16 protein-coding genes, 1 pseudogene and 1 riboswitch are annotated in these 22,267 nt (G+C 73.9%); of the genes and pseudogenes, 6 read left to right on the top strand and 11 right to left on the bottom strand.

What is annotated here, in order from left to right:
- Window positions 1-14: 14 nt before the first annotated feature.
- Window positions 15-1,319 (bottom strand): GNAT family N-acetyltransferase, encoded by a 1,305-nt coding sequence (locus OEIGOIKO_RS19335; protein ID WP_170251761.1) that lies wholly within the window; start codon window positions 1,317-1,319, stop codon window positions 15-17.
- A 483-nt stretch (window positions 1,320-1,802) separates the two neighbouring features.
- Here OEIGOIKO_RS19335 and OEIGOIKO_RS19330 point away from each other — a divergent pair, with 483 nt between their 5' ends.
- Window positions 1,803-2,114 carry a hypothetical protein gene (locus OEIGOIKO_RS19330; protein ID WP_125055114.1) on the top strand — a complete coding sequence of 104 codons (312 nt, stop codon included), beginning with the start codon at window positions 1,803-1,805 and terminating at the stop codon, window positions 2,112-2,114.
- A gap of 79 nt (window positions 2,115-2,193) precedes the next feature.
- Here OEIGOIKO_RS19330 and OEIGOIKO_RS19325 read toward each other — a convergent pair whose 3' ends face one another.
- A complete protein-coding gene (locus OEIGOIKO_RS19325) occupies window positions 2,194-4,278 on the bottom strand; it encodes a TerD family protein (protein WP_125058792.1) in 2,085 nt (694 codons plus the stop codon).
- A 394-nt stretch (window positions 4,279-4,672) separates the two neighbouring features.
- Here OEIGOIKO_RS19325 and OEIGOIKO_RS19320 point away from each other — a divergent pair, with 394 nt between their 5' ends.
- Window positions 4,673-6,274 carry an ABC-F family ATP-binding cassette domain-containing protein gene (locus OEIGOIKO_RS19320; RefSeq protein ID WP_174857185.1) on the top strand — a complete coding sequence of 534 codons (1,602 nt, stop codon included), beginning with the start codon at window positions 4,673-4,675 and terminating at the stop codon, window positions 6,272-6,274.
- A 48-nt stretch (window positions 6,275-6,322) separates the two neighbouring features.
- Here the strand turns inward: OEIGOIKO_RS19320 and OEIGOIKO_RS19315 are convergent, their stop codons facing one another.
- The 3 genes and pseudogenes from OEIGOIKO_RS19315 to OEIGOIKO_RS42880 all read right to left on the bottom strand — a co-directional run bounded on the left by OEIGOIKO_RS19315 (window position 6,323) and on the right by OEIGOIKO_RS42880 (window position 7,624).
- Entirely contained in the window at window positions 6,323-7,087 is a 765-nt protein-coding gene (locus OEIGOIKO_RS19315) for a class I SAM-dependent methyltransferase (RefSeq protein ID WP_125055113.1), read from the bottom strand.
- Between the two features lie 127 nt (window positions 7,088-7,214).
- Window positions 7,215-7,468, bottom strand: a pseudogene (locus tag OEIGOIKO_RS43950) (AraC family transcriptional regulator); the annotation flags it as partial.
- Between the two features lie 15 nt (window positions 7,469-7,483).
- Window positions 7,484-7,624 (bottom strand): hypothetical protein, encoded by a 141-nt coding sequence (locus tag OEIGOIKO_RS42880; RefSeq protein ID WP_174857183.1) that lies wholly within the window; start codon window positions 7,622-7,624, stop codon window positions 7,484-7,486.
- A gap of 413 nt (window positions 7,625-8,037) precedes the next feature.
- On the opposite strand from OEIGOIKO_RS42880, the gene OEIGOIKO_RS19305 reads away from it, so the two are divergent.
- The gene (locus tag OEIGOIKO_RS19305) at window positions 8,038-8,694 is read left to right on the top strand and encodes an HD domain-containing protein (protein ID WP_218039999.1); all 657 of its coding nucleotides are present in this window, start codon (window positions 8,038-8,040) and stop codon (window positions 8,692-8,694) included.
- A gap of 27 nt (window positions 8,695-8,721) precedes the next feature.
- Here OEIGOIKO_RS19305 and OEIGOIKO_RS19300 read toward each other — a convergent pair whose 3' ends face one another.
- The 3 genes from OEIGOIKO_RS19300 to OEIGOIKO_RS19290 all read right to left on the bottom strand — a co-directional run bounded on the left by OEIGOIKO_RS19300 (window position 8,722) and on the right by OEIGOIKO_RS19290 (window position 13,913).
- On the bottom strand, window positions 8,722-9,852 hold the full coding sequence (locus tag OEIGOIKO_RS19300) for an ATP-binding protein (RefSeq protein WP_125055111.1): 1,131 nt from the start codon (window positions 9,850-9,852) through the stop codon (window positions 8,722-8,724).
- Between the two features lie 235 nt (window positions 9,853-10,087).
- Complete coding sequence (locus OEIGOIKO_RS19295; protein ID WP_125055110.1) at window positions 10,088-12,604, bottom strand: LuxR C-terminal-related transcriptional regulator; 2,517 nt, start codon at window positions 12,602-12,604, stop codon at window positions 10,088-10,090.
- 226 nt (window positions 12,605-12,830) lie between these two features.
- Window positions 12,831-13,913 carry a LacI family DNA-binding transcriptional regulator gene (locus OEIGOIKO_RS19290; RefSeq protein WP_125055109.1) on the bottom strand — a complete coding sequence of 361 codons (1,083 nt, stop codon included), beginning with the start codon at window positions 13,911-13,913 and terminating at the stop codon, window positions 12,831-12,833.
- Window positions 13,914-14,727: 814 nt separating this feature from the next.
- Here OEIGOIKO_RS19290 and OEIGOIKO_RS19285 point away from each other — a divergent pair.
- On the top strand, window positions 14,728-15,687 hold the full coding sequence (locus tag OEIGOIKO_RS19285; protein ID WP_125055108.1) for a carbon-nitrogen hydrolase: 960 nt from the start codon (window positions 14,728-14,730) through the stop codon (window positions 15,685-15,687).
- 107 nt (window positions 15,688-15,794) lie between these two features.
- Here the strand turns inward: OEIGOIKO_RS19285 and alaS are convergent, their stop codons facing one another.
- The 3 genes from alaS to OEIGOIKO_RS19270 all read right to left on the bottom strand — a co-directional run bounded on the left by alaS (window position 15,795) and on the right by OEIGOIKO_RS19270 (window position 20,795).
- Window positions 15,795-18,452, bottom strand: coding sequence for an alanine--tRNA ligase (alaS, locus tag OEIGOIKO_RS19280; protein ID WP_125055107.1), 2,658 nt, complete (start codon window positions 18,450-18,452; stop codon window positions 15,795-15,797).
- Between the two features lie 56 nt (window positions 18,453-18,508).
- Complete coding sequence (gene tsaD, locus OEIGOIKO_RS19275; protein WP_125058790.1) at window positions 18,509-19,573, bottom strand: tRNA (adenosine(37)-N6)-threonylcarbamoyltransferase complex transferase subunit TsaD; 1,065 nt, start codon at window positions 19,571-19,573, stop codon at window positions 18,509-18,511.
- Window positions 19,574-20,213: 640 nt separating this feature from the next.
- A complete protein-coding gene (locus OEIGOIKO_RS19270; RefSeq protein ID WP_246177420.1) occupies window positions 20,214-20,795 on the bottom strand; it encodes a histidine phosphatase family protein in 582 nt (193 codons plus the stop codon).
- A 163-nt stretch (window positions 20,796-20,958) separates the two neighbouring features.
- Window positions 20,959-21,044: riboswitch (cobalamin riboswitch) on the top strand.
- A gap of 53 nt (window positions 21,045-21,097) precedes the next feature.
- On the opposite strand from OEIGOIKO_RS19270, the gene OEIGOIKO_RS19265 reads away from it, so the two are divergent.
- Complete coding sequence (locus OEIGOIKO_RS19265; protein ID WP_125055105.1) at window positions 21,098-21,316, top strand: CbtB domain-containing protein; 219 nt, start codon at window positions 21,098-21,100, stop codon at window positions 21,314-21,316.
- A 15-nt stretch (window positions 21,317-21,331) separates the two neighbouring features.
- Window positions 21,332-22,093 carry a CbtA family protein gene (locus OEIGOIKO_RS19260; RefSeq protein WP_125055104.1) on the top strand — a complete coding sequence of 254 codons (762 nt, stop codon included), beginning with the start codon at window positions 21,332-21,334 and terminating at the stop codon, window positions 22,091-22,093.
- The last annotated feature ends 174 nt before the right edge of the window (window positions 22,094-22,267 follow it).

Raw genomic sequence — 22,267 nt, 5'->3', positions numbered from 1 at the left:
GCCGGGCACCGGCCTCAGAAAGCCGTCGGACAGTACGGCGCCGGGTCGTGGCGGAAGGCGGCGGAGGCGGCGCGCAGCGCGCCCGGCCGCAGCTCCGCGACCCGGCCCGCGAGCGCGAGCTGGGCCAGCGAACCGCCGCCGAGCAGCACCGCACCGACGTCACGGGCGCCCAGCGCGAGATCGGCGGCAGCCCCCGTCCGCACACAGACGGCACCGCCCCCGGGCTCCGCGCACAACCGCCAACGCCCCTCGTTCCAGGGGCACATCACATCCCGCACCTCAAGCACCACGTCCACCGGCGCGCTGTACGTACGGGCGGTGAGGGCGCGGTCCAGGTCCACGGCACGGGCGTACAACTGATCACGTATGGTCGGTGCGGCACTGCGCGGATCGTCGAGCAGGGCCAGCAGCGGGTCGTCGACCGGGCAGCATGCCGCGGTGACGGCCCCTGCCAGGTCGGTGTCGAGCAGTGACCGCCACACGAAGGCGTACGCGGCGGGGTCGCACGCGAACACCTCCCGGACGGACAGGGCATAGCGCGGCCGGGACCGCTCCCAGGCGGGCCGCAGCCGGTACAGCGCGTACGCGCGCGCGTCGCCGCCGGGCCCCGACACCACCATGCACAGCAGCCGTCCCGCGCCGTGCCGGGTGTCCGGCTCGTCCTCGACGGCGCGGCGCTGCCAGGCGGCGTCCCTGCGCAGCAGACCGGGCCGCTGGGGCAGACAGGCGCGGTAGACGTCCGCGACGGCAGTGTGCGCCTCATCAGGGGAGACGACGTCCAGCGTCAGCCCCGCGGCAGCCACCTGCCCCGCGAACGCCCGCGCCTCGGGCGGCACGGACACCTCGACGGCCTGCGAGGCGAGCCCGAACCCGAACCGCCCGTAGATTCCCGGTTCGGTCGAGTGCAGGACCGCGACCGGCTCGGCCCGCTCCTCGTGCAGCGTGGTGAGCGCCTGCCGCAGCAGCTCCCGCATCAGCCCGCGGCGCCGGTGCGGCGGCGCGACCGCCACGTACCCGATGCCGGCCACCGGGGCCGGGCCGCCCGGCAGCGTCATCTCCAGCGCGTACCCGGCGAGGGTGGCGCACGGGCGCCCGCCGTAGCACGCGACCAGGGAACGCTTCGGTTCGAAGAGGGCTCCGACCACGGCGCTGTGGGCGGGCGAGTGCGGATGGCCGCCGTACGCGAGGTCGAGCACCGCCCCGAATTCCGCCCATTCCGCGGCGGCCCGGAAGGTGTAACCCGCGGCGGCCCGGCCACCGCCCGCACCGGTCCGCGCGGCCGTTCCGGTACCCGGCCGCACATCCTTCGGCGCTCCCACGTCCGCCACGTTCTCCACTTTCCTCTCCAAAGCCTGTCATCGGCCTCGTGCCCGGGAAGAGATGCGACGAGCGCGGCGCGAAAAGGTCGTCGGCGTCCGACGCAGAGGCCTGCTCCGGAGCGGCGAAGTACGCCGCAACACCGGAGAGATGATGATCGCGAGGCCCGGATCGCGAATTCCTCATGCGTCGACGTACCGGGGCCGCCGGAAAGGCTGAGTCCTAGATTTGTGAGGCCGCGGGAGACTGTCAACCCTCCCGAAAAAAGAATCATGCTCCCGTCGCAGCCCCCGGCTACGCCCGCCCCGCCCTCCGGTCAACCCTCCATTCCGGCCAGCGGCCCCGGGCCCGGCGGGCACTCCCCACATCTGGCCAACGTTGTCGAACGCCCTTGCTAGTCACGGAGGTCCGGGCACAAACTGCCCTAGCCGCCGATCAGTTGATCGCCGGTTCGCATTCCTACGAGGACGCGACAGGAGCAGGCAATGCAGAACGGCAAGTTCCTTTCCGGCAGGACCGCCCCCGGTGAAGGCTGGCAGAACTACCCCGACCGCAATGGCGACGGCGTCTACATCGACGTCGACACCAGCGCCGGGGAATTCGCCGACACCCCCGCCTATATCGCCGCCCTCACCGGCGACGACCGCATGTGGATGACCACCGGCGGAAACACGGTTTACGCCGCCACCCCCACCGGCTTCCGCATCTACGTCCGCCGCGTCGACCGCCAGCCCATCGACCCCGAATACGCCGCCAAGAACGGCTGGCACATCGCCTGGATTGCCGCCGAGACGTGACACCAGGGCCCCACCCGCCGGCCTCCGCGGGGATGCTGCGGGGGTCGGTGGGAGTGGGGGAGGACGTCCGCCGGGTGGATCAGCTCAGGACAGCGGCCTCGGCCGGGTCCGGTGCGGAGGTGCGGCGCGCGGACCGGCGCTCTGTGCTGCCGGGCTGCGTGAGATGGGCGACGACACCCGCGTAGAACCGGTCCACGGCCTCGTCGACGCTGCGGATGAACCCGGACTCGGCGTTTCCGCGGGTGCTGCCCATTCCCTTGAACAGGGACAGCCGGAACCCGTTGATGGGCACCCCGTCCTTGGGCAGGAGGTCTCCGGGCTCCGGGCGCAGCCGCTCCAGTGTGCCGCGCGGCCCCCTGTTGCCCTCCACCAGCGTCTCCACATGAAGGTCCGCCGGCGCTTCGGCGAGCTGCCTGACCAGGCGCTTGGCCCAGCTGAGGGGATAACCCTGCTCCGGCGCCGGGATTTCGATGGACGTGCGCAGCTTTCCGGTCCGCAGGTCCGCGGCGATCGCGAGGATGCCGGGCGTGGTGTCGATGCGCAGCTCGGCGGAGAGGCGCCCCTCCTCGCAGAGCCGGTCGGCGAGCGCCGCGCGACGGCTGGCCTGGTCGGTCCCGCGCTTGGCGCGTTGCACGGGCAACACCTTCTGGCCCAGTTCCCCGCCCAGCCGCAGGCAGACCTGGCGGATGAGCCGTTCCCAGCTCTCGACGACGGCCACGGCGCGCTCGTCACCCTGGCAGAGCGTGTCCGTGTCGATGCCGTTGCGCACCGGCACCCACGCCGGGCCCATGTTCTGGAAACCGTGGCAGCCGGAGTTCTCGTGCTGGAGGTAGTGCAGCAACTCCTGGAGCAGCCAGGCGTGCGCCGCGTTCCCCACGCCCTCGTGGCGGATCAGCAGCTGAGCCTGGTGCGCCACCTCGGCCCAGGAGAGGTGCCACAGCGTCACCTTGTGCTTGCGGCGGCCGTCGGTCTTCACCTCGACCAGCGGACTGCCCTCCAGCGCCACGTCGTTGGAGAGGGTGATCACCACCTCGTAGCCGCGCCGGGCCGCGATGTCCATGTAGTCCTGGACCTGCTCGGACCTGAGGGGATTGCCGTTGGTCTTCGTCTCGACCAGCGCGGTCCACAGCTTGCCTGCCCGCTCCACCCGGATCACGCCGTCAGGGCGCCGGGGCGTGTCCCCGTTCGGCAGCGTGACCTCGGTGAACGTCTGCATCCGGCCGGCCGGGGCGCCGAAGGCCGCGGTGAGCCGCCGCCCGAACTCCGGGACCTGCGCCATCACGGCCAGCAGGACCGATGTGGCGCGCATCTCGCGCTCCCGGTCGCTCTTCAGCGTGGGCGCGGGGAACAGCCGGGCCTGGCGCCAGGAGTCGTTCTCGGCGAGGGACTTCTTCGCCACCTTGGGCAGGGTGACCTTCTTCTTCGCCGTACGCGGCCCACGGGGACGCCGTGCGGGAGCCGGGTCCGGCCCGGCCGACGGCGCGGGCGCGGGTGCCTGGACCGCCGGCGCGGGGGCCGCCACCGGGCCGACGGGCGACGGCGCCGCAGCCGCCCCCGCTTGCTCCGCGGCTTCGGGGTGCGCCTCGCCCGCTCCTGTCTCTTCCTCGTCCGCGGGCACCGGCTCTTCCTCCTCGTCCACGGATATGCCGAAGTCCGTGGCCAGCCCCGCCAGGCCCGTCGCGTAGCCCTGTCCGACCGCGCGGAACTTCCACTCCCCGGCCCGCCGGTACAGCTCACCGAAGATGAACGCGCTTTCCTCCCCGGCGTCGGCGATGGTGAATCCCAGCAGCGCCTCGCCCGTACGGTCGGCGACGGTCACCCGCAGGTCGTCCAGTTCCCCGAAGTGGCCCGTGCCGTACTGGCTGGCCGCTACGACCAGGCTCTCGACATCGTCCGGTACGGCGGTCAGATCGATGCTGACCCGGTCCTCACTGCCGTTGGCCGTGGGCGTCTTGCCCAGTAACTGAACGCTGCCGTCGGCGGCGGCCGGATTGTTGTAGAAGAAGAAGTCCGCGTCGCCGCGCACCTTGCCGTCGGCGCTCAGCAGCAGAACAGAGACGTCCGCGTCGCCGTCTCCTGAAGCGCTGCTCCAGCTCAGGCTCACCATCAGTGAACCGGTGTCCTCGCTCAGGGTCGCAAGTCCGACGTTGCCACCCTTGGTCATCTCGTGCATGGAGCCCCCACAAATGCCGCCGCATCCAGGGGCACGGGCACACCCGGCAGGCTGCTACGTGGTGACCTGCGATGCAGCACAACTCAGTGTGTACGCCGCGAACCTTAGACCCGTATCAGGTGTTTCGGGAGGTGCGGGGACCGGCGGAAGTCCGGATCTTCCGGATGCGGGACGACCTGCGGACGTCGGGCACCGTGCCACCGCACCCGCGAGTCGTGTCACTGCCAGGGAAGACGGCGGCAGCTGCCTCGCGCCCAGAAATTCACGTGCACTCCGCCGCACCACCGCCTACCCTCGCCACCATGTCGACCCCCCGGATCTCCTAGCTCGGACACCCGCTTCCACGCCACCCGTGTGTCCTTGAGCTGTTCCGGAGTGTTCATCCATGATTACCGTTCGTGGTGCCGACGTGCGTGTCGGTGCCCGGCTTCTGCTGTCCGGCGTGTCCTTCCATGTGGGGCCCGGTGACAGGGTCGGTCTCGTCGGCCGTAACGGGGCGGGGAAGACGACCCTGCTCGACGTCCTGGCGGGGCGGGTGCCGCCCGCTGCCGGGGACATCGTGCGTACGGGGAGCCTCGGCCATCTGCCGCAGGACTCCCGGGCGGCCGATCCGGCCGTCACCGTCACCGACCGCATCCTGTCCGCGCGCGGGCTGGACCGGGCCGTGGCGGAGCTGCGGCGGGCCGGGGACGCGCTGGCCGCGGCCGTGGGGCCGGGGGCGCAGGAGAAGGCGATGGCCGCGTACGCGCGGGCCGAGGACGCCTTTCAGGCGCGTGGCGGGTATGCGGCCGAGGCCGAGGCGGCGCGGGTCGCGGACGGGCTGGGGCTGCCCGAGCGGGTGCTGCGGCAGCCGGTGGGCGGGCTGTCGGGCGGACAGCGGCGGCGGGTGGAGCTGGCCCGCATCCTGTTCGCCGGGCACGGCACGCTGCTGCTGGACGAGCCGACCAACCACCTCGACGCCGATTCGGTCGCCTGGCTGCGCGGCTACCTGGCCGCTCACCGGGGCGGCCTGGTGCTGATCAGCCACGACACCGGGCTGCTCGCCGACACCGTCAATCGGGTGTTTCACGTGGAACCGTCGCGTGCCGCCCTCGACGTGCACAACACCGGATGGCACGAGTACCTCGCCCAGCGCGCGGCCGACGACCGGCGCCGGGCCCGGGAGCGCGCCAACGCCGAGCGCAAGGCGGCGGCGCTGCACAGCCAGGCCGACAAGATGCGCGCGAACGTGGCGACGGCCGTCTCCGCGAAGAACATGGCCCGCCGCGCCGACCGCATGCTGGCCGCACTGGAGCCGACGCGCCGCAGTGAGAAGACCGCGCGCATCCGGCTGCCCGAGCCCGCGCCCTGCGGCCGGGTGCCGCTGGGGGCCGTGAGCCTGGCCAAGGCGTACGGAGAACAACAGGTGCTGAACGGTGTGGACCTGGCCGTCGACCGGGGGAGCCGGCTGGTCGTGCTCGGCCTCAACGGGGCAGGCAAGACGACGCTGCTGCGGCTGCTGGCCGGGCGGGAGACGCCCGACGCGGGCCGGGTCGTAGCCGGGCACGGCCTGCGGCTGGGCTACTTCGCGCAGGAGCACGACACGCTGGACCCCGCCCGTACGGTCCGGGAGAACCTGGCCGCCGCGGCGCCGCACTTGAGCGACGGCGAGGCCCGGCACGTCCTCGGCTCGTTCCTCTTCTCCGGAGACGACGCGGACAAGCCGGTACGGGTGCTCTCCGGCGGCGAGAAGACCCGGCTGGCACTGGCCGGACTGGTCCACTCGCGCGCCAACGTCCTGCTCCTGGACGAGCCGACCAACAACCTCGACCCGGCTTCCCGGGAAGAGGTGCTGGGCGCGGTCGGCACCTACCCCGGCGCGATCGTGATGGTCAGCCACGACCCGGGCGCCGTCGAGGCCCTCCGGCCCGACCGGGTGCTGGTGCTGCCGGACGGGACGGAGGATCTGTGGGGGCGGGAGTATGCGGAGTTGGCGGCTCTGGCGTGAGGGAGGTGCGAGCGGGCGGGCGCGGGCTCGCGGTTCTCGGCAGGGAGGTCAGGCGGGTTTCCGGGCCTCGATGAGGAACCGGGTGGCGTGCGCCACGAACGGGCCCTCCGCCCGGATCTTCGCGTCCAGTTCCCGCAGCCGGTCGCGGTAGCGGTCCACCGTGAAGCCCGGGACCATCCAGATCACCTTGCGCAGGAAGTAGACCACCGCACCGATGTCGAAGAACTCCGTACGGAGGGACTCGGCGCGCAGACCGGTGATCTCCAGACCGGCGGCCTCGGCGTCCCGGCTCTCGTCGTCGGGGTGGCGCCGGCGCCGTACTTCCTCGGGCTGCGGGCCGAGGAAGTACTCGACCAGCTCGAAGACGCTGGCCGGGCCGACGTGCTGGGCGAAGTACGTGCCGCCGGGCCGCAGCACCCGGGCGATCTCCGGCCACCACACGGTGGCCGGGTGGCGGCTGGTGACGAGGTCGAAGGCGCCGTCGGCGAAGGGCAGCGGCGGCTCGTCCGGGTCGGCGACGACGACCGCGCCGAGCGGGTGCAGCAGCGCGGTCGCCTTCGCGACGTTGGGCGGCCACGACTCGGTGGCCGCCATGACGGGCGGCAGCGGCCCGGCGCCCGCCAGGACCTCGCCGCCGCCGGTCTGGATGTCCAGCGCCGCCCGGGCATCGGCCAGCCGCTCGCCCAGGCGGCGCTGGTACCCCCAGGAGGGGCGCTGTTCGGTGGCCCGGCCGTCCAGCCAGGAGAAGTCCCAGCCTTCGACGGATACGGATTCCGCCTCGGCCAGGAGGTCGTCGAAGGTGCGTGTGGTCATGGGGGGATGGTCTCAGGGGGCGGGCTGTATTTGCCATGTAATTTGGCGGTTTGTCATGGGGGAGGAGACGGTACTGCCCGTGGACGGCATCGCCGCCCGCACGCACGGTCCTCAGGGTGCGGCGCCGCGGGTCGGCGACCACCGCGGCGGTGACGGTCCGCAGGACGCCGCTGCGGGGGGCGGTGAGTCCAGGGCGGTGGAGAACTGCGACTGGCCGCCGGGGCGCTGGACGAAGACGACCAGTTCGCGGGCGACCCGCCGGGCCAGGTCGCTGCCGTGGTCGTCTTCGACGAGGGCGAGCGCGAGGCCGATACCCGCGCTGACGCCCGCCGAGGTGAGGTAGCGGCCGTCGCGAACGTGGAGCGCGTCCGGCTCGACGCGTACGAGGGAAGGTCGTCACGGCACCGCCCCGGGCGGAGACCAGCACCGGTCGTACGGACGGCCGAACTGCTCCGCCGGGTGGAACACCTCGCACGGCCCGCTGACGTCGAGTGCCCGCACACCGTCGAAGACGAGGAAGGCGATGCGGAGCGTCATGGGCGGGGCCTCTTCCGATGGGCGGACATGGTGGGTGGTGGCGGTCGGCGTCCGGCCGGGGGAGTGGTGGTCGGTGGCGGCCGGTGGCGGTCAGTGTGCACGTCGTCGGCCGGGGAGGTGTCGGGGCGTACACCGTGTGTCCGGATGTGTGGGCCTCCTGTCCGTACGGCCATGGCGCCGGGCGCGCCGGCGGGCGAAGGTGGAAGCCGACCGAGAGGACGCAATCCTTGGGCCGAGAGGCCGGAACCCCCCCGGGCCGAGGCGCCGGAACCCTTGGGCCGAGAGGCCGGACCCCCCGGGCCGAGGCGCCGGAACCCTTGGGCCGAGAGGCCGGACCCCCCGGGCCGAGAGGCCGGACCTCTGGGTGAGAGGCCGCAACCCTTTGGGCGGGAGACCGGAGCCCTGGGGCCGAGATGAAGAAGGAGGACGTCGTGAGCGAGGTGATCGCCGATGTGCGGATCCCGGACAGCGCCCTGGCGCGGGAGGCGACCGAGTTGGTGCGCGAGGCCGCGCCGCCGCTGCTGTTCGACCACTCCCGTCGGGTGTTCCTGTTCGGGGCGCTGCGCGGCCGGGAGCAGAAACTGGAGTTCGACCCGGAACTGCTCTACGTAGGAGCGATGTTCCACGACCTCGGGCTGACCGAGCGGTACCGCCGCACCGACCAGCGCTTCGAGATCGACGGTGCCGACGAGGCCCGTGCCTTCCTGCACCGGCACGGCATCACCGGCGAACCGGCCGACCGCGTCTGGACGGCGATCGCCCTGCACACCACGCCGGAGATCCCGCTGCACATGGCCCCCGAGGTGGCCCTGGTCACCCGGGGCGTCGAACTGGACGTCCTGGGCATCGGCTACGACGCCGTCTCCGACGAGCAGCGGGCCGCCGTGGTCGCGGCGCACCCGCGGCCCGACTTCAAGAACCGCATCCTGGCCGCCTTCACCGACGGCATCAAGGACCGGCCCGACACCACCTTCGGGAACGTGAAGGCCGATGTCCTCGCCCACTTCGTCCCCGGGTTCGAGCGCGGCGACTTCGTGGAGGTGATCCGGGGGTCCGACTGGCCGGAGTGACGGGAGGGCGGAGGCTGTGCGCGGTCGTCACGCGCGGCTGAGGGACCACGCCAGGCAGCGGCGCAGCAACTCCCGTTCCTCGCCCAGTTCCACCAGCCACTGTCTGCCGTAGGCGCGGGCGCCCCGGGGCATGTGGAAGAGCGCGTCGGGCGCCGCCCGTGTACTCGGGGACACCGCCTCCCGCAGGATCAGCGACTGCCGTTCCAGCCCCGCGAAGGCGACGGCCAGGGATTCGGGTGGCAGCCGCTCGTCCCCGCACACCACGTCGGCGTCGGACGCCGTGAAGGCCGACGGGAAGACGCTGCACCGGGCCCACAGCAGCCGCTCCAGCGGTGTGCAGAGCTGGAGGCTCCAGCGCAGCGATCCGCGCAGGGTGCGCTGCCGTTCGGGCCGGCCGGGGAGCGGGACGGGCAGGTCGAGGACGTACTCCGGCCGGGACAGACAGGACAGCAGGTCCGCCGCGGTCCGCCGGGCCAGCTGCGCGGCCGCGGTGTGTACGGCGAGCGGCAGCCCGTCCAGGAGGCGGCAGATCTCGCGGGCGGCCCCCGAGCCGATGTCCTCGGTGCCGTACTCCCGGGCCCGGGTCCGGAACAGGGCGGTGGCCGCGCCGAGCGGGAGCGGGCGCAGCGGAAACGTGCCGTCCGGCGCGTGCGGTGCGCTGCGGCGGCTGGTGGCCAGTACGTGGAGGCCGGGGCACTCCGCCACCAGCCGCGCGAACATCTCGGCGCAGGGGCCGGCGAGCCGTTCGCAGGTGTCCACGACGAGCAGTACGGGGCGGGCGCCCACCGCCCGTACCAGGGCGTCGGGTTGTGGGCGGCCGGGGTCGCCGTCGAGCCGGAGGGCCCGCGCGAGGTGGTGCGGCACCAGGCCGGGCTCGTCCAGCGCGGCCAGGTCGCCGAACCCCACGGCGTCCCACCGGTCGCCCGCCATGCGGTGGGCGACCTCCGCGGCCAGGTCGCTCTTGCCCACGCCGCCGGGTCCGGTCACCGTGACCAGGCGCGTGGTCCGCAGCAGCGTTTCCAGTGCATCGGCCGCGGCGTCCCGGCCGGGCAGTCCGGAGGGGCCGGGCAGTCCGGAGGGGGCGGACCGCCCGGAGGGGCCGGGCAGTCCGGATGGGCCGGGAGGCCCGGTCGGCCGGGGGTACCGGGGCTTTTGCATGGGGTCCTGCCTCCGCGGTGGGGTCTGGCGTACGGCTGTACGCGAGGGACCGCAAGCCTGGAACGACCGGAACCGTCCGGACATCGGTAGGTGCACGGAATCGGTATACCTAGGTGCGGCGCGCGCCCGACGTTCCGCGCCGGTCAGCGCTCCCGGCCTCTTGCTCCGCGCCCGTCACGCTCCTCGCGCGCCCCTTCGCACCTGTCAGCCCTCATCGCCCGCCCCTTCGCACCTGTCAGCCCTCGCCGCCCGCCTCCGACGCCCCCTCTTCCCGTAACAGCGCGCTGATTTGGGTCCGTGACGAGTAGCCGAGTTTGCCGAGGATGTGTTCGATGTGGGCGTCGACGGTGCGTTTGGAGATGACGAGGCGTTCGGCGATCCGGCGGTTGGACAGGCCGGCCGCCACCAGCTCCGCGACCTCGCGTTCGCGCCGGGTCAGGGCGGCGGACGCGGGAGCGGCGCGGGCCGTGAGGGCGCGGCGGCCCGTGCCGGACGCGGGCCGACCGTCCTCGGCGGCGTACCGGACGGCCTGGTCGAGGGTCAGCGACGCGCCTTCCGCGGCCAGCGCGGCGAACCGCCGGGCGCCCAGGGCGGTACGGGCCTGCCGCTCGTACTCGTCGTGCAGGGCCTGCAACTGCGCGTTCCCGACCATCGGATGCGGCCCGACCCGCCGCCACAGCGCGGCGGTGGCCCCGAACAGCCGGGCCGCCCGCCGGGCCCGGCCTTCGTCGGCCGCGAGCCAGGCGAGCAGTTCCGTCGCGGAGGCGACGCCCAGTACGTCCTCCAGGCAGCCCTTGAGGAGTACGGCGCGGCGCAGCGCGTCCGCCGCCTCGGCGGGTGCGCCGAGCATCAGGTGCGCGAGGCCGCACGTGGACAGCTGGGAGCCGTAGATGTAGCACTCGGTACTGTCCTGGCCGCTGTGGCCGCTGTGGCCGCTCTGGCCCCTCTGGCCGTTCTGGTCGCTCAGGTCGCTGTTGCCGGTCTGACCGCTCTGGTCGTCCTGACCGTCCTGACCGTCCTGGTCGTCCTGGTCGTCCTGACCGTCCTGGACATCCTGGCCGTCCTGGTCGCCTTGCTCCGCACCGTTCTCGCCGAGCAGTTCCAGGGTCGTGCGCGCGGTGTCGAGTGTCGCCGCGGGCTGTCCGGCGAGGAGGTGCGCGAAGCTCAGGTGGAGGGCGGCGATCCGGCGGCCCGTACGGTCTCCTGCCCGGTGCATCAGCGTCCCGGCCGCCCGGACAAGTGCGGGCCCGTGGGACGGTCCGCCGTCGTGGAAGCGGGCCGCGGAGGCGGCGAGCGCGGCCCATGCGGAGGCGCGGGTGTCCCGCAGGCGGTCCGCCGTGGCGACCGCTTCGTCGGCGAGGGACGACGCGCCGGCCCGGTCGCCCTGGTTGCCGGTGAACATCGAGCACCAGGCGAGCGTCATCACCCGGTCCTGCGACGGCTCCTGCCGCTCCCGCAGGGCTCTGGCCATCCAGGTGGTGGCTTCGACGGGCAGTCCGGCGCAGAGCCAGTAGGCCCACATGACGGCGGTCAGTCCCTGCAACCCGCCGTCGGCGGCGGCGTATTCGAGGGCGGCGTCCAGGTTCTGGCGTTCGGCTGCCAGCGCGCGGTAGCGGGCGAGCTGCGCGGAAGTGGCGAAATCGGCTCTGAAAGCGACCAGTTGGGCACGGTAGTGCGCGACGAACCGGCCCCTGCACGCCTCGCCTCCTTCCCGCCCCCGCTCCCGGAGCCGCTCGGCCCCGTATTCGCGCAGGAGGGCGGGCAGCCGGTAGCAGCCGCGCCGCTCGTCCAGACGCTGCACGACCGACTTCTCGGTGAGCCCGACCAAGGCCGTCAGGAAGGCGGGCGCTGGCAGTTCCGCGTCCGTGGCCACCGCGTCGGCGGCGGTCAGGCCGAAGGGGCCGGCGAAGACGGACAGCCGTGCCCACAGCAGTCGTTCGGCGGGTGTGCACAGCTCGTGGCTCCAGTCCACGGCCGCCCGCAGCGTCCGGTGCCGCGCCGGACTCGTCGACCGGCCGGGCCCGAGCAGCGCGAACGTGTCACCGGCCTGCGCCAGGAGCCGGTCGAGCGGCAGGGCCCGCAGGCGTACGGCGGCCAGCTCGATGGCCAGGGGCAGGCCGTCCAGGCGGCGGCAGAGCGCGGCGGCCTGCGCGCGGTTGGCGTCGGTCAGGGTGAAGCCGGGCGCGACGGCGGCCGCCCGCTGGACGAGCAGCGTCAGCGCGTCGCCGTCCCCCGTGGCGCCGGGCGCCGGGAGGGGCAGGGGCGATACGGGCAGGACGTGCTCGCCGGGTACGTCGAGGGCTTGACGGCTGGTGGCCAGGACCGTCAGGCCGGGGGACCGCGCCAGCAGCGGGCCGGTCAGTGCGGCGCAGGCGTCGAGGAGGTGTTCGCAGGTGTCCAGGACCAGCAGCAGTTCGCACTCGGACAGGTACGCGGTCAGCGCGTCCAGGGGCGGGCGGCAGGCCTGCACGGCCACGCCGAGTGCGTCCGCGACGGTCTGCGGCAGCAGGCGGGGGACACGGAGGTCCGACAGTTCGACGCAGCGGGCGCCGTGCGCGTAGTTCCCGGCCGCCTGCGCGGCGGCCCGCAGCGCCAGCCGGGTCTTGCCCACTCCGCCGGGGCCCAGCACGGTCACCAGCCGGGACCGCTCCAACAGGGCGTTCGCGGTGGATAGTTCGGCCTCCCGTCCGACGAAGCCCGTGACGTCGGCGGGCAGCCTCCCTCCGGGTGGCCGGGCGGAGCCGAACGCCATGTGCATCACCGTCCAAGCGAGGAGGCCCAAGGTAGCGGCGACGTCGCGGCAGGCGCCGGGGTGCCGCGACGGGGTCGCGAACCGCCGGGTGCTGGCGGAAGGCGATCGCGGCGTATCCGTAATGTGCCCAGGTCCGACCGGTCCGGACCGGTCGGGATGTCGTGTGGTGGGGGGTGTGGTGGCGGGGGTGGTGTGGTGGCGGGGGGTGTGATGGTGCGGTGGTGGGTCAGGTGGCGTGCGAGGCGGACGTGCCGCCCGGCCCTTCCGCTGCCTCTTCCGCTGTCCCTTCCGCTGTCCCTTCCGCCGCCGCCCCCGAGTGACTGGACGCCCGTACCCGCAGGGACCAGTCGTGATGGCGTACGGTCCGCGGCCCGGCGCGGCCGGCCAGGATGTCGCAGAGCAGGGCGGCACAGGCCCGCCCGTACGCGTCCGGGCGCAGATCGATCGCCGTTACGGGCGGTGCGCAGGCGCGCAGGGCCGGGCCGTCCACGCAGGAGGCGACGAGCAGGTCCCGCCCGGGGGTACGGCCGAGTCCGGAGGCGGCGCGCAGGACTCCGGCGGCGGCTCCGTCGGGCGCGCAGACCACCGCGTCGACGGCGGGAGTGGCCGCGAGCAGGTCCACGGTGGCCTGCGCGGCCTCGTCGGGGGTGGCGGCGAACGGCACGGTCCGTGCGGTGACGGGAAGTCCGTGCGTACGGCTCCAGGCGTCCGCCGTGTCGCGCAGCGCGGTGGCCCACGCGGAGGTGCCGGCGGGCGCGAGCAGCGCCGGGCGGCGGGCGCCTGACGCGCGCACATGGTTCAGCAGCGCGGTCAGTGAGGCGGCGTTGTCGCAGACCACGGCACCGGCGGGGGCGGCGCCCGTACCGAGGTACCGCTCACCCGTGACGACGGGTACGCCCGCGTCGAGCAATCCGGGCACGTCGGTGTCGGTGGCCTCCGGGTCGATCACGAGCAGGCCGTCCACCCGGGAGGCGAGCCGCCCTGCCGCCTCGCCGCCCGGGGCCAGCAGCACCACGTCCAGGCCGTCCTCCTGGGCGCGGGTCACCGCCCCGAAGGCGAGGGTCATGTAGTAGTCCAGCCGGGTCGCGGTGCGGGGCAGGTGCAGGCCGATCGCCCCGGTGCTGGCCCGGCGCAGCCGCTGCGCGGCGCTGTTGGGCCGGTAGCCCAGGCGGTCGGCGGTGTCCCTGACCCGGCGGCGGGTCTCCTCGGCCACCCGGCCGGACCCCTGAAGCGCGTCGGAAACGGTGCTCTTGGAGACCCCGGCGGCCCGCGCCACATCGAGCAGGGTCACGGTGCGGCGGCTGGTCACGGGGCGCAAGTCTAGACGTATGGGGACGGGCGGCCGGGGCCCGTAGCGACGGGGTGCGGCCGTCGCGATGAGTCGATGGCGTAGCGACGGATCGATGCCGCAACGACGGGTCGGTGGCGTAGCGACGGATCGATGCCGTAGCGATGGGTCGGTGACGTAGCGACGCGTCGTTGTCGTAGCGACGGGTCGGCCCCGTAGCGGCGTACCGGCCCTGTATCGACGTGCCACTACCGTGACGACGCGACGCGCCCGTATCGACGAACTGCGGACGTATCGACGTGGCGTCCGCGTAGCGACGAGCGAGGGTCGTATCGACGAGCCTAGGCCGTATCGACGAGCCGGGGCCGTAGCGACGCGACGCACCCGTAGCAGCGAGCCGCCACCGTGACGACGCTCCGCCTCCGTATCAACGAACCGCCACCGTGTCGCGCTTCGCCTCCGTATCAACGAACCGCCTCCGTAACGACGCTTCGCCCCCGTATCAACGAACCGCCTCCGTTACGACGCTTCGCTCCCGTATCAACGAACCGCCACCGTTACGACGCGCCTGCCCCGTCCTGTCGCCCCACGGCCCGCCCCGTACGTCGGCCAGCCCCTTGCCGGAACGTTCCGGCACTCGTACATTGCTCTCTGCCGGAACGTTCCGACAGGCGCCAACACCAGCCTCCGCGGCCCGCTACATCCGTCCCACATCCGTCCCACACCCGTCCCCGCATCCGTCCCGCCTCTGACCCCCACCCGCATCCGCATCCGCCTCGCATCCGTCCCCCCACCCACCTACGCCCCCGTGACCTCCCGCGCCCCAGGAGCCCCCATGCGTGTGATCACAGCCCTCACTCCGCCCGCCTCGCCGGCCCGTACCCGGTCGGCCGACCGTGCCCCGCTGCGCGTCGCGCTCGTCCAGGAGCGCTGGCACCGCGACCCCGGCGAGCACCGCGCCGCCCTGGACGAGGGCATCCGGCTGGCCGCGGCGGAAGGCGCGCGCGTCGTCTGCCTCCAGGAACTGACGCTCTCGCCGTACTTCGCGGTGGTCCGCAAGGCCGACCATCCCGAGCCCGCCGAGCCGGAGGACCTGCGCACGGGGCCCACGGTCACCTTCGCCGCCGAGGCCGCCCGTGCGCACGGCGTCTACGTGCACGCCTCGCTGTACGAGCGGGCCGACCCCGAACCGGGCCCGGACGGCACGGTGACGCCCGACGGCCTCGGTTACAACACCGCCGTCCTGGTCGCCCCGGACGGCACCCTTGTGGCCCGTACGCGCAAGACCCACATTCCCGTCACCGAGGGCTACTACGAGCACCACTGGTTCCGCCCGGGCCCGGCGGGTCCCGACGCCTTTCCGACCTACGCCGTGGAGAACGCCGTACTCGGCCTGCCCACCTGCTGGGACCAGTGGTTCCCCGAGCTGGCCCGCGCCTACTCGCTGGCCGGCGCCGACGTGCTGGTCTACCCGACGGCCATCGGCTCCGAGCCGGGCCACCCCGGCTTCGACACCCAGCCGCTGTGGCAGAAGGTGATCACCGGCAACGCCGTCGCCAACGCCACCTTCATGATCGTGCCGAACCGTATCGGCACCGAGGGCCCGCTGACGTTCTACGGCAGTTCTTTCATCGTCGATCCGTACGGCCGCGTCCTGGCCCAGGCGCCCCGCGACGAACCCGCCGTCCTGGTGGCCGACCTCGACCTGGACGCCCGCCGCGACTGGCTGGAGCTGTTCCCGTTCCTCGCCACCCGCCGCCCGGACGCCTACGGGCCGCTGACGGAGATGGGCTGACCGGCGCGCCCCAAAAAGCAGCGGCGGGCGGCCCCCACCCAGGAGCCACCCGCCGCATCACCTCTCGCCTACTCCTGACTCCTGCTCCTGACTCCTGCTCTTGACTGCTACTCCTGCTCCCCGAGCAGCCCCGCCAACGCACCCAGCGTCTGCGGCAGCTGGTCGGCTGCCAGGCCGCCACCCTGGGCGAGTTCGGGGGAGCCGCCGCCCCGCCCGTTCAGCAGCCGCTTGACCAGATCGGAGGCGGAGCTGCCCGCCGCGCGACCGGCCTTGTTCAGGGCGACCACCAGCGCAGCCTTCCCGTCCGTGGCCGAACCGACGGCCACGGCGGCGGGCTGCCCCGCCGGCATCCGGTCCCGTACGGCCATGGCCAGCGCGCGGGCCTCGTCGGCGCCGCCGTCCGCGGTGGCGGTGACCACCAGGAAACCGGCGGCCTGTACGGCGGAGCCGGCCAGCTCGGCCGCGCGCGCCACGGTGGCCTGCTGCCGCAGCCGCTGGTTCTCCCGGTCGCTAGCCTTCAGGCGCTCCAGCAGTCCGGCCACCCGGTCCGACAGTTCGGCGCGCGGCGCCTGGATCTGCTCGGCGATCTGGCCGACCAGGTCGCGTTCGCGGGCGAGGTAGCCGAAGCCCTCGATGCCGACGGACGCCTCCAGGCGGCGCATGCCGGCGCCGACGGACGATTCCGCGGTCAGGGCGACGACCCCGACCTGCGAGGCGTGCGAGACGTGCGTACCGCCGCACAGCTCGCGCGACCAGGCGCCGCCGATCTCGACGACCCGTACCTTCTCGCCGTAGGTCTCGTCGAAGAGCGCGAGCGCGCCCAGCTCCTTGGCCTCCGGCAGGGTCATCCACTTCACGCCCACCGGCAGGTCGCGGCGGAGCGCCCGGTTGGCGGCCTCCTCGACCTCGCTGCGGGTGGTGGCGGAGAGGCCGCCGCGCCACGGGAAGTCCAGGCGCAGGTAGCCGGGGCGGTTGTAGGAGCCGGACTGGAGGGCCGTCGGGCCGAGGATCTCGCGCAGCGCGGCGTGCAGGACGTGCGTACCGGAGTGGGCCTGGCGGGCGCCGAGCCGCCACTCGGGGTCGACGGCCGCGTGCAGCGCGTCGCCCGGGGCGAGTTCGCCGGCGGTGATCCGGACCTGGTGGGCGACCAGGCCGGGCACCGGCCGCTGCACGTCCAGCACCTCGGCCTCGACGGAGGTGCCGGACAGCCGGCCTGCGTCGCTGTCCTGGCCGCCGGACTCGGCGTAGAACGGGGTGCGGTCGAGGACGACCGTGACGATCTCGCCCTCGCGGGCCACCGGCACCGGGCCCTGGGCGCCGAGCAGGGCCAGCACCTTGGAGTCGGTCTCCAGGGTGTCCCAGGCGCGCCAGTCGGTGGGCCCGTGCTCGTCCAGGACCGTGCGCAGCGCGGAGGTGTCGACCGCGCCGCCGGACTTGCGGGCGCGGGCGTCGGCGCGGGCCCGTTCGCGCTGCTCGCGCATGAGGGCGGCGAAGCCCTCGCGGTCCACCTCGACGCCCTGCTCGGCGGCCATCTCCAGGGTGAGGTCGATGGGGAAGCCGTAGGTGTCGTGGAGGAGGAAGGCCTGCTTGCCCGGGAGTGAACGGCCGCCCTCGGCCTTGACCTTGGTGACGGCGGTGTCCAGGACGGCGGTGCCCTGGCGCAGCGTCGCGCGGAAGGCGTCCTCCTCGCCGGCCGCCTGGCCGGCGATCCGCTCGTAGGCCTCGGCGACCTCCGGGTAGCTGGGCGCCATGCAGTCGCGGGCGACCGGCAGGAGTTCGGGCAGGGCCCGGTCCTCGTAGCCGAGCTGGCGCATCGAGCGGACGGCGCGGCGCAGGATGCGGCGCAGCACGTAACCGCGGCCCTCGTTGCCGGGGGTGGTGCCGTCGGCGAGCAGCATCAGGGCCGTCCGGACGTGGTCGGCGACCACGCGCAGCCGTACGTCGTGCTGCTCGTCGTCGCCGTAGCGGACCCCGGCGAGGGCGGCGGCGCGGTCCAGGATGGGGCGGGTCTCGTCGATCTCGTACAGGTTGTCGACGCCCTGGAGGAGGGTGGCCATCCGCTCCAGGCCCATGCCGGTGTCGATGTTCTGGCGGGGGAGTTCGCCGAGGATCGGGTAGCCGGACTTGCCGGTGCCCTCGCCGCGCTCGTACTGCATGAAGACGAGGTTCCAGAACTCCATGTACCGGTCCTCGTCGACCTCCGGGCCGCCCGCCCGGCCGAACTTGGGCCCCCGGTCGTAGTACAGCTCCGAGCAGGGCCCGCACGGTCCCGGCACGCCCATCGACCAGAAGTTGTCCTCGTCGCCACGCGAGACGATGCGCTCCTCCGGAAGCCCGGAGATCTCCCGCCAGAGGGTGCGCGCCTCGTCGTCGGAGTGGTGCACGGTGACCCAGATCTTCTCGGGGTCCAGGCCGTACCCGCCGTCGGCGACGGACTTGGTGGACAGCTCCCAGGCGAACCGGATGGCGTCTTCCTTGAAGTAGTCGCCGAGCGAGAAGTTGCCGTTCATCTGGAAGAACGAGCCGTGCCGGGTGGTCTTGCCGACCTCTTCGATGTCCAGGGTCCGCACGCATTTCTGCACGCTGGTCGCCCGCGGCCAGGGCGCCGCGACCTCACCGGTCAGGTACGGCTTGAAGGGCACCATGCCCGCGTTGACGAACAGCAGGGTCGGGTCCGGCGTCGGCAGCGGCGCGCTGGGGACGACGGTGTGGCCGCGCTCGGCGAAGAAGTCGAGGAAGCGGGCGCGGATCTCGGCGGTACGCAAAGGGGGCTCCGGGGCGGTCGGTGGCGGAAGGGGCGGGGCGGTCGGCCGGCGGGCCGTCAGGCTGCGGTCGCCGCCGCGGCCCGCGCCGCCCTGGCGACGGGGTGCAGGGCCGCGTACTCCAGCGGCGCCGACGGGTCGATCGAGAGGTCCAGCGGAGCCGGTGCGGCGCCCGCCCTTACGAGCAGGTCGCCGACAGCGGCGATCATCGCGCCGTTGTCCGTGCACAGCCGCAGGGGCGGTACGCGCAGCGTGATGCCCGCCTTCTGGCAGCGCTCCTCGGCGAGGGACCGGACGCGCGAGTTGGCGGCGACGCCGCCCACCACCACCAGGGTGCCCACGCCGTGCTCCTTGCAGGCCGCGACGGCCTTGCGGGTCAGGACATCGGCGACCGCCTCCTGGAGGGAGGCCGCGCCGTCCGCGACGGGCAGTTCGCCGTCGGTGTGCCGTTCGGCCCAGCGCGCTGCGGCCGTCTTGAGGCCCGAGAAGGAGAAGCCGTACGGATCGTCCCGCGGCCCGGTCAGCGGCCGCGGGAACGCGACGGCCTTCGGGTCGCCCTCGCGCGCGGCGCGGTCGATCGCGGGGCCGCCCGGGTACGGCAGGCCGAAGACCCGCGCGACCTTGTCGAAGCACTCCCCGGCGGCGTCGTCGAGGGTGTCGCCGAGGTGCACGATCGGGTCGCGCGCCAGGTCCCGTACGAGGAGGAGGGAGGTGTGCCCGCCGGAGACGATCAGCACCATGCAGGGATTCGGCAGCGGGCCGTGCTCCAGGGTGTCGGCGGCGACGTGCCCGGCGAGGTGGTGCACCCCGTACAGCGGCACTCCCAGCCCGTACGCCAGGCCCTTGGCGCCGGCCAGGCCGACCTGGAGGGCGCCCGACAGGCCGGGACCGGTGGTCACGGCCACCGCGCCGATGTCGGCCATGGCCAGGCCCGCCTCGTCGAGAGCGCGGTGCACGACGGGGGTGAGGGAGTGCACGTGCGCGCGGGCCGCGATCTCCGGCACGACACCGCCGTAGCGCGCGTGCTCGTCCATGCTGGACGCCACCGCGTGCCCGAGCAGCTTCCCGTCGCGGACCAGGCCGGCCCCGGTCTCGTCGCAGGAGGACTCGATCCCCAGCACCACTGGAGAGCCTGGAGATGCCACCGCACCGCTCCTTCGTACCCGTTCCGTACCCGGCCTCGTCGCCGCCTTGCCGCACGTGAGGCGCCTTGCCGCACGTGAGCCGCCTTGTTGCAAGCGATGTGCAACAACCCGTCTCCGACCAGGATACGGCGGCCCGCACAGGCCGGGGTGGGGGCCGCGGGCGGTCCGGGCGGGACTGCGGGCGGTCCGGTTGGGGTTGCGGGCGGACCGCGTGGGGTTGCGGGCGGTCCGGTTGGGGTTGCGGGCGGACCGCGTGGGGTTGTGGGCGGTCCGGTTGGGGTTGCGGGCGGACCGCGTGGGGTTGCGGGCGGTCCGGCGGGGGTGCGGGCGGTCCGGCGGGGGTGCGGGCGGTCTGGGCGGGGCTGCGGACGGACCGGACGGGGTTGCGGGCGGACCGAGCGGGGCTGCTGGCGGTCCGGTCGGGGGGCACCGCGCGACCCGGTTGGGGGCCGAGGCCGCTCCGGGCGGGAGCCGAGGCCGCTCCGGACCGCGCCGAGGCCGCTCCGGACCACCCACACCGAGGCGGCTTCAGGCGGGGTCCGAGGCCGCTTCAGGCGGGGGTCCGAGGCCGCTCGGGTGCCGCCCGGGAAGCGCCACAGGACCCCGTCCGCGCAGACGGTCACGGCGTCCCAGGAGCCGCCGGCCCGCCGAGTTCCCCCGCCACCCGGGCGTTCCACCGGCCGTCCCGCCCGCTCAGCGCCGTCACGGTCAGCGGCGGTACGTCCACCCGCCAGAAGGACGAAGGCGGGGCCCCCAGCGCGCACACCACGCACGCACGTACGACGTCCGGTTCCACTACGGCCACGATCCGGCCGCCCTCCGCCGCGAGGCCCGCCAGCCAGTCCGCCACCCGGCCGAGGAACTGCGCCAGCGTCTCGCCGCCGTGCGGCGCGCTGTCCGCGTCGGACAGCCAGGCCGAGACTGCCGCGGGCTCGGTGGCCAGCACATCCTCCAGGGCCAGCCCCCGCCAGCGGCCCATCGCGCGGCCCGCCGCCCCCGGAGCCGGTTCCGCGCTCAGGCCGAGCGCCTCGGCCGTCTCCTGGCAGCGCGCGGAAGGGGAGGCCAGAGCCTGGTCGGCGGGCAGCGCGGCGGCAGCGGGGCGGGCGGCGCGGGCCCGGCGCAGGCCGTCCGGTGTCAGGGATTCGTCGGCCGGGAAGCGCACCGCGCCCAGGGCGTCGTCGAAGGACGGTGAGACCAACATCACCCGGGTTGTCATGTGCACCTCTTGCGACGCGGAAAACTGCGGGCGCACCAGGGGAACAGCCCGGCGTACGCCCGCCGCCGTGCGCCCCCGGCGCCGTCCGCGGGGCCTTGGCCCGGCCGCCGCCACGCGGTACGTTCCCGATGCTATTGACGATGACATGACGGAAGCCGGTGGAATTCCGGCGCGGTCGCGCCACTGTGAACCCGCACCGGTCCCGTACGGGGCCGACGGGCGAGCCAGACCCGTCCTGTCGTCACGACTCCCCGACCGGGACGCGAGTTCCCCAGGAGGTTCCCGACATGGCCCACTCCGTCGCACCGCCGGCCACCGGCCACGCCGCGCCCGCTCCCCTTCCCGTCCGGACGGTCCTGCCGTGGGCGGTCCTCGGCGGCATCCTCATGCTCGTCCTGCTCTACTTCGTCGGCGCCGAACAGGGCGCCACCGCGCTGCTCTCCGGCACCGGCGTGCACGAGTGGGTCCACGACGGACGCCACCTGCTCGGCTTCCCCTGCCACTGACCGGGGAGCCCGCACATGAACTCCGCCACCGTCAGATCCCTCCTGGTGCGCGGCATGCTGGCCGGCCTCGCCGCCGGCCTGCTCGCCCTGCTCGTCGCCTACCTGCTCGGCGAACCGCAGGTCGACGCCGCCATCGCCTTCGAGGACGCGCACGCCCACGAACACGAGGCCGAGGTCGTCAGCCGCGCGGTGCAGTCCACCGCGGGCCTGGCCACCGGCGTCCTGGTCTACGGCGTCGCACTGGGCGGGATCGCCGCCCTGGCCTACTGCTTCGCCCTCGGGCGCGCCGGCCGCTTCGGCCCCCGCGCCACCGCCCTGCTGCTCGCCGGCGCCGCATTCGGCGCGGTCTACCTCGTACCGTTCCTGAAGTACCCGGCCAACCCGCCGTCCGTCGGCGACCCCGACTCCATCGGCACCCGTACCGCGCTGTACTTCCTGATGATCGCCCTCAGTGTGCTGCTGGCCGTCGCCGCCGCCCTCCTCGGCAAGCGGCTCGCACCCCGCCTGGGCACCTGGTACGCGACGGTCGCCGCCTTGGCCGCCTTCACCGCGGCCGTCGGCCTCGCCTACGCGTTCCTCCCGGCCGTCAACGAACTGCCCGCCGACTTCCCGGCCCTGCTGCTCTGGAAGTTCCGCCTCTCCGCACTCGGCGTGCAGCTCACCCTGTGGACCGTCTTCGGCCTGCTCTTCGGAGAACTGGCCGAACGGGCCGTGGGAGTACGGGCAGGTGCTGCTCCGCGAGGGGCGGACGGGGGTGCTGTGCCGTCGGCACGGTGAGCCGGGTGCTGTCGCGGTACAGCTCCGGAGCCCATTGTTTCGCCAGGTGCCAGGTGCCAGGTGCCAGGTGCCAGGTGCCAGGTGCCGGGTAGCGGGTTGCGGGTTGCGGATGTCAGGCAGCGGGTGCCGGGTTGCGGGTTGCGCGCGCCGGGTAGCGGGTGCCGCGTGCCGGGG

The sequence above is a fragment of the Streptomyces paromomycinus genome (genome assembly GCF_003865155.1).
In the GTDB taxonomy this organism is placed as follows: Bacteria; Actinomycetota; Actinomycetes; order Streptomycetales; family Streptomycetaceae; genus Streptomyces; species Streptomyces chrestomyceticus.
Note: the sequence above shows the minus strand (reverse complement) of the source record. Positions and strands in the feature narration are given on the sequence as shown.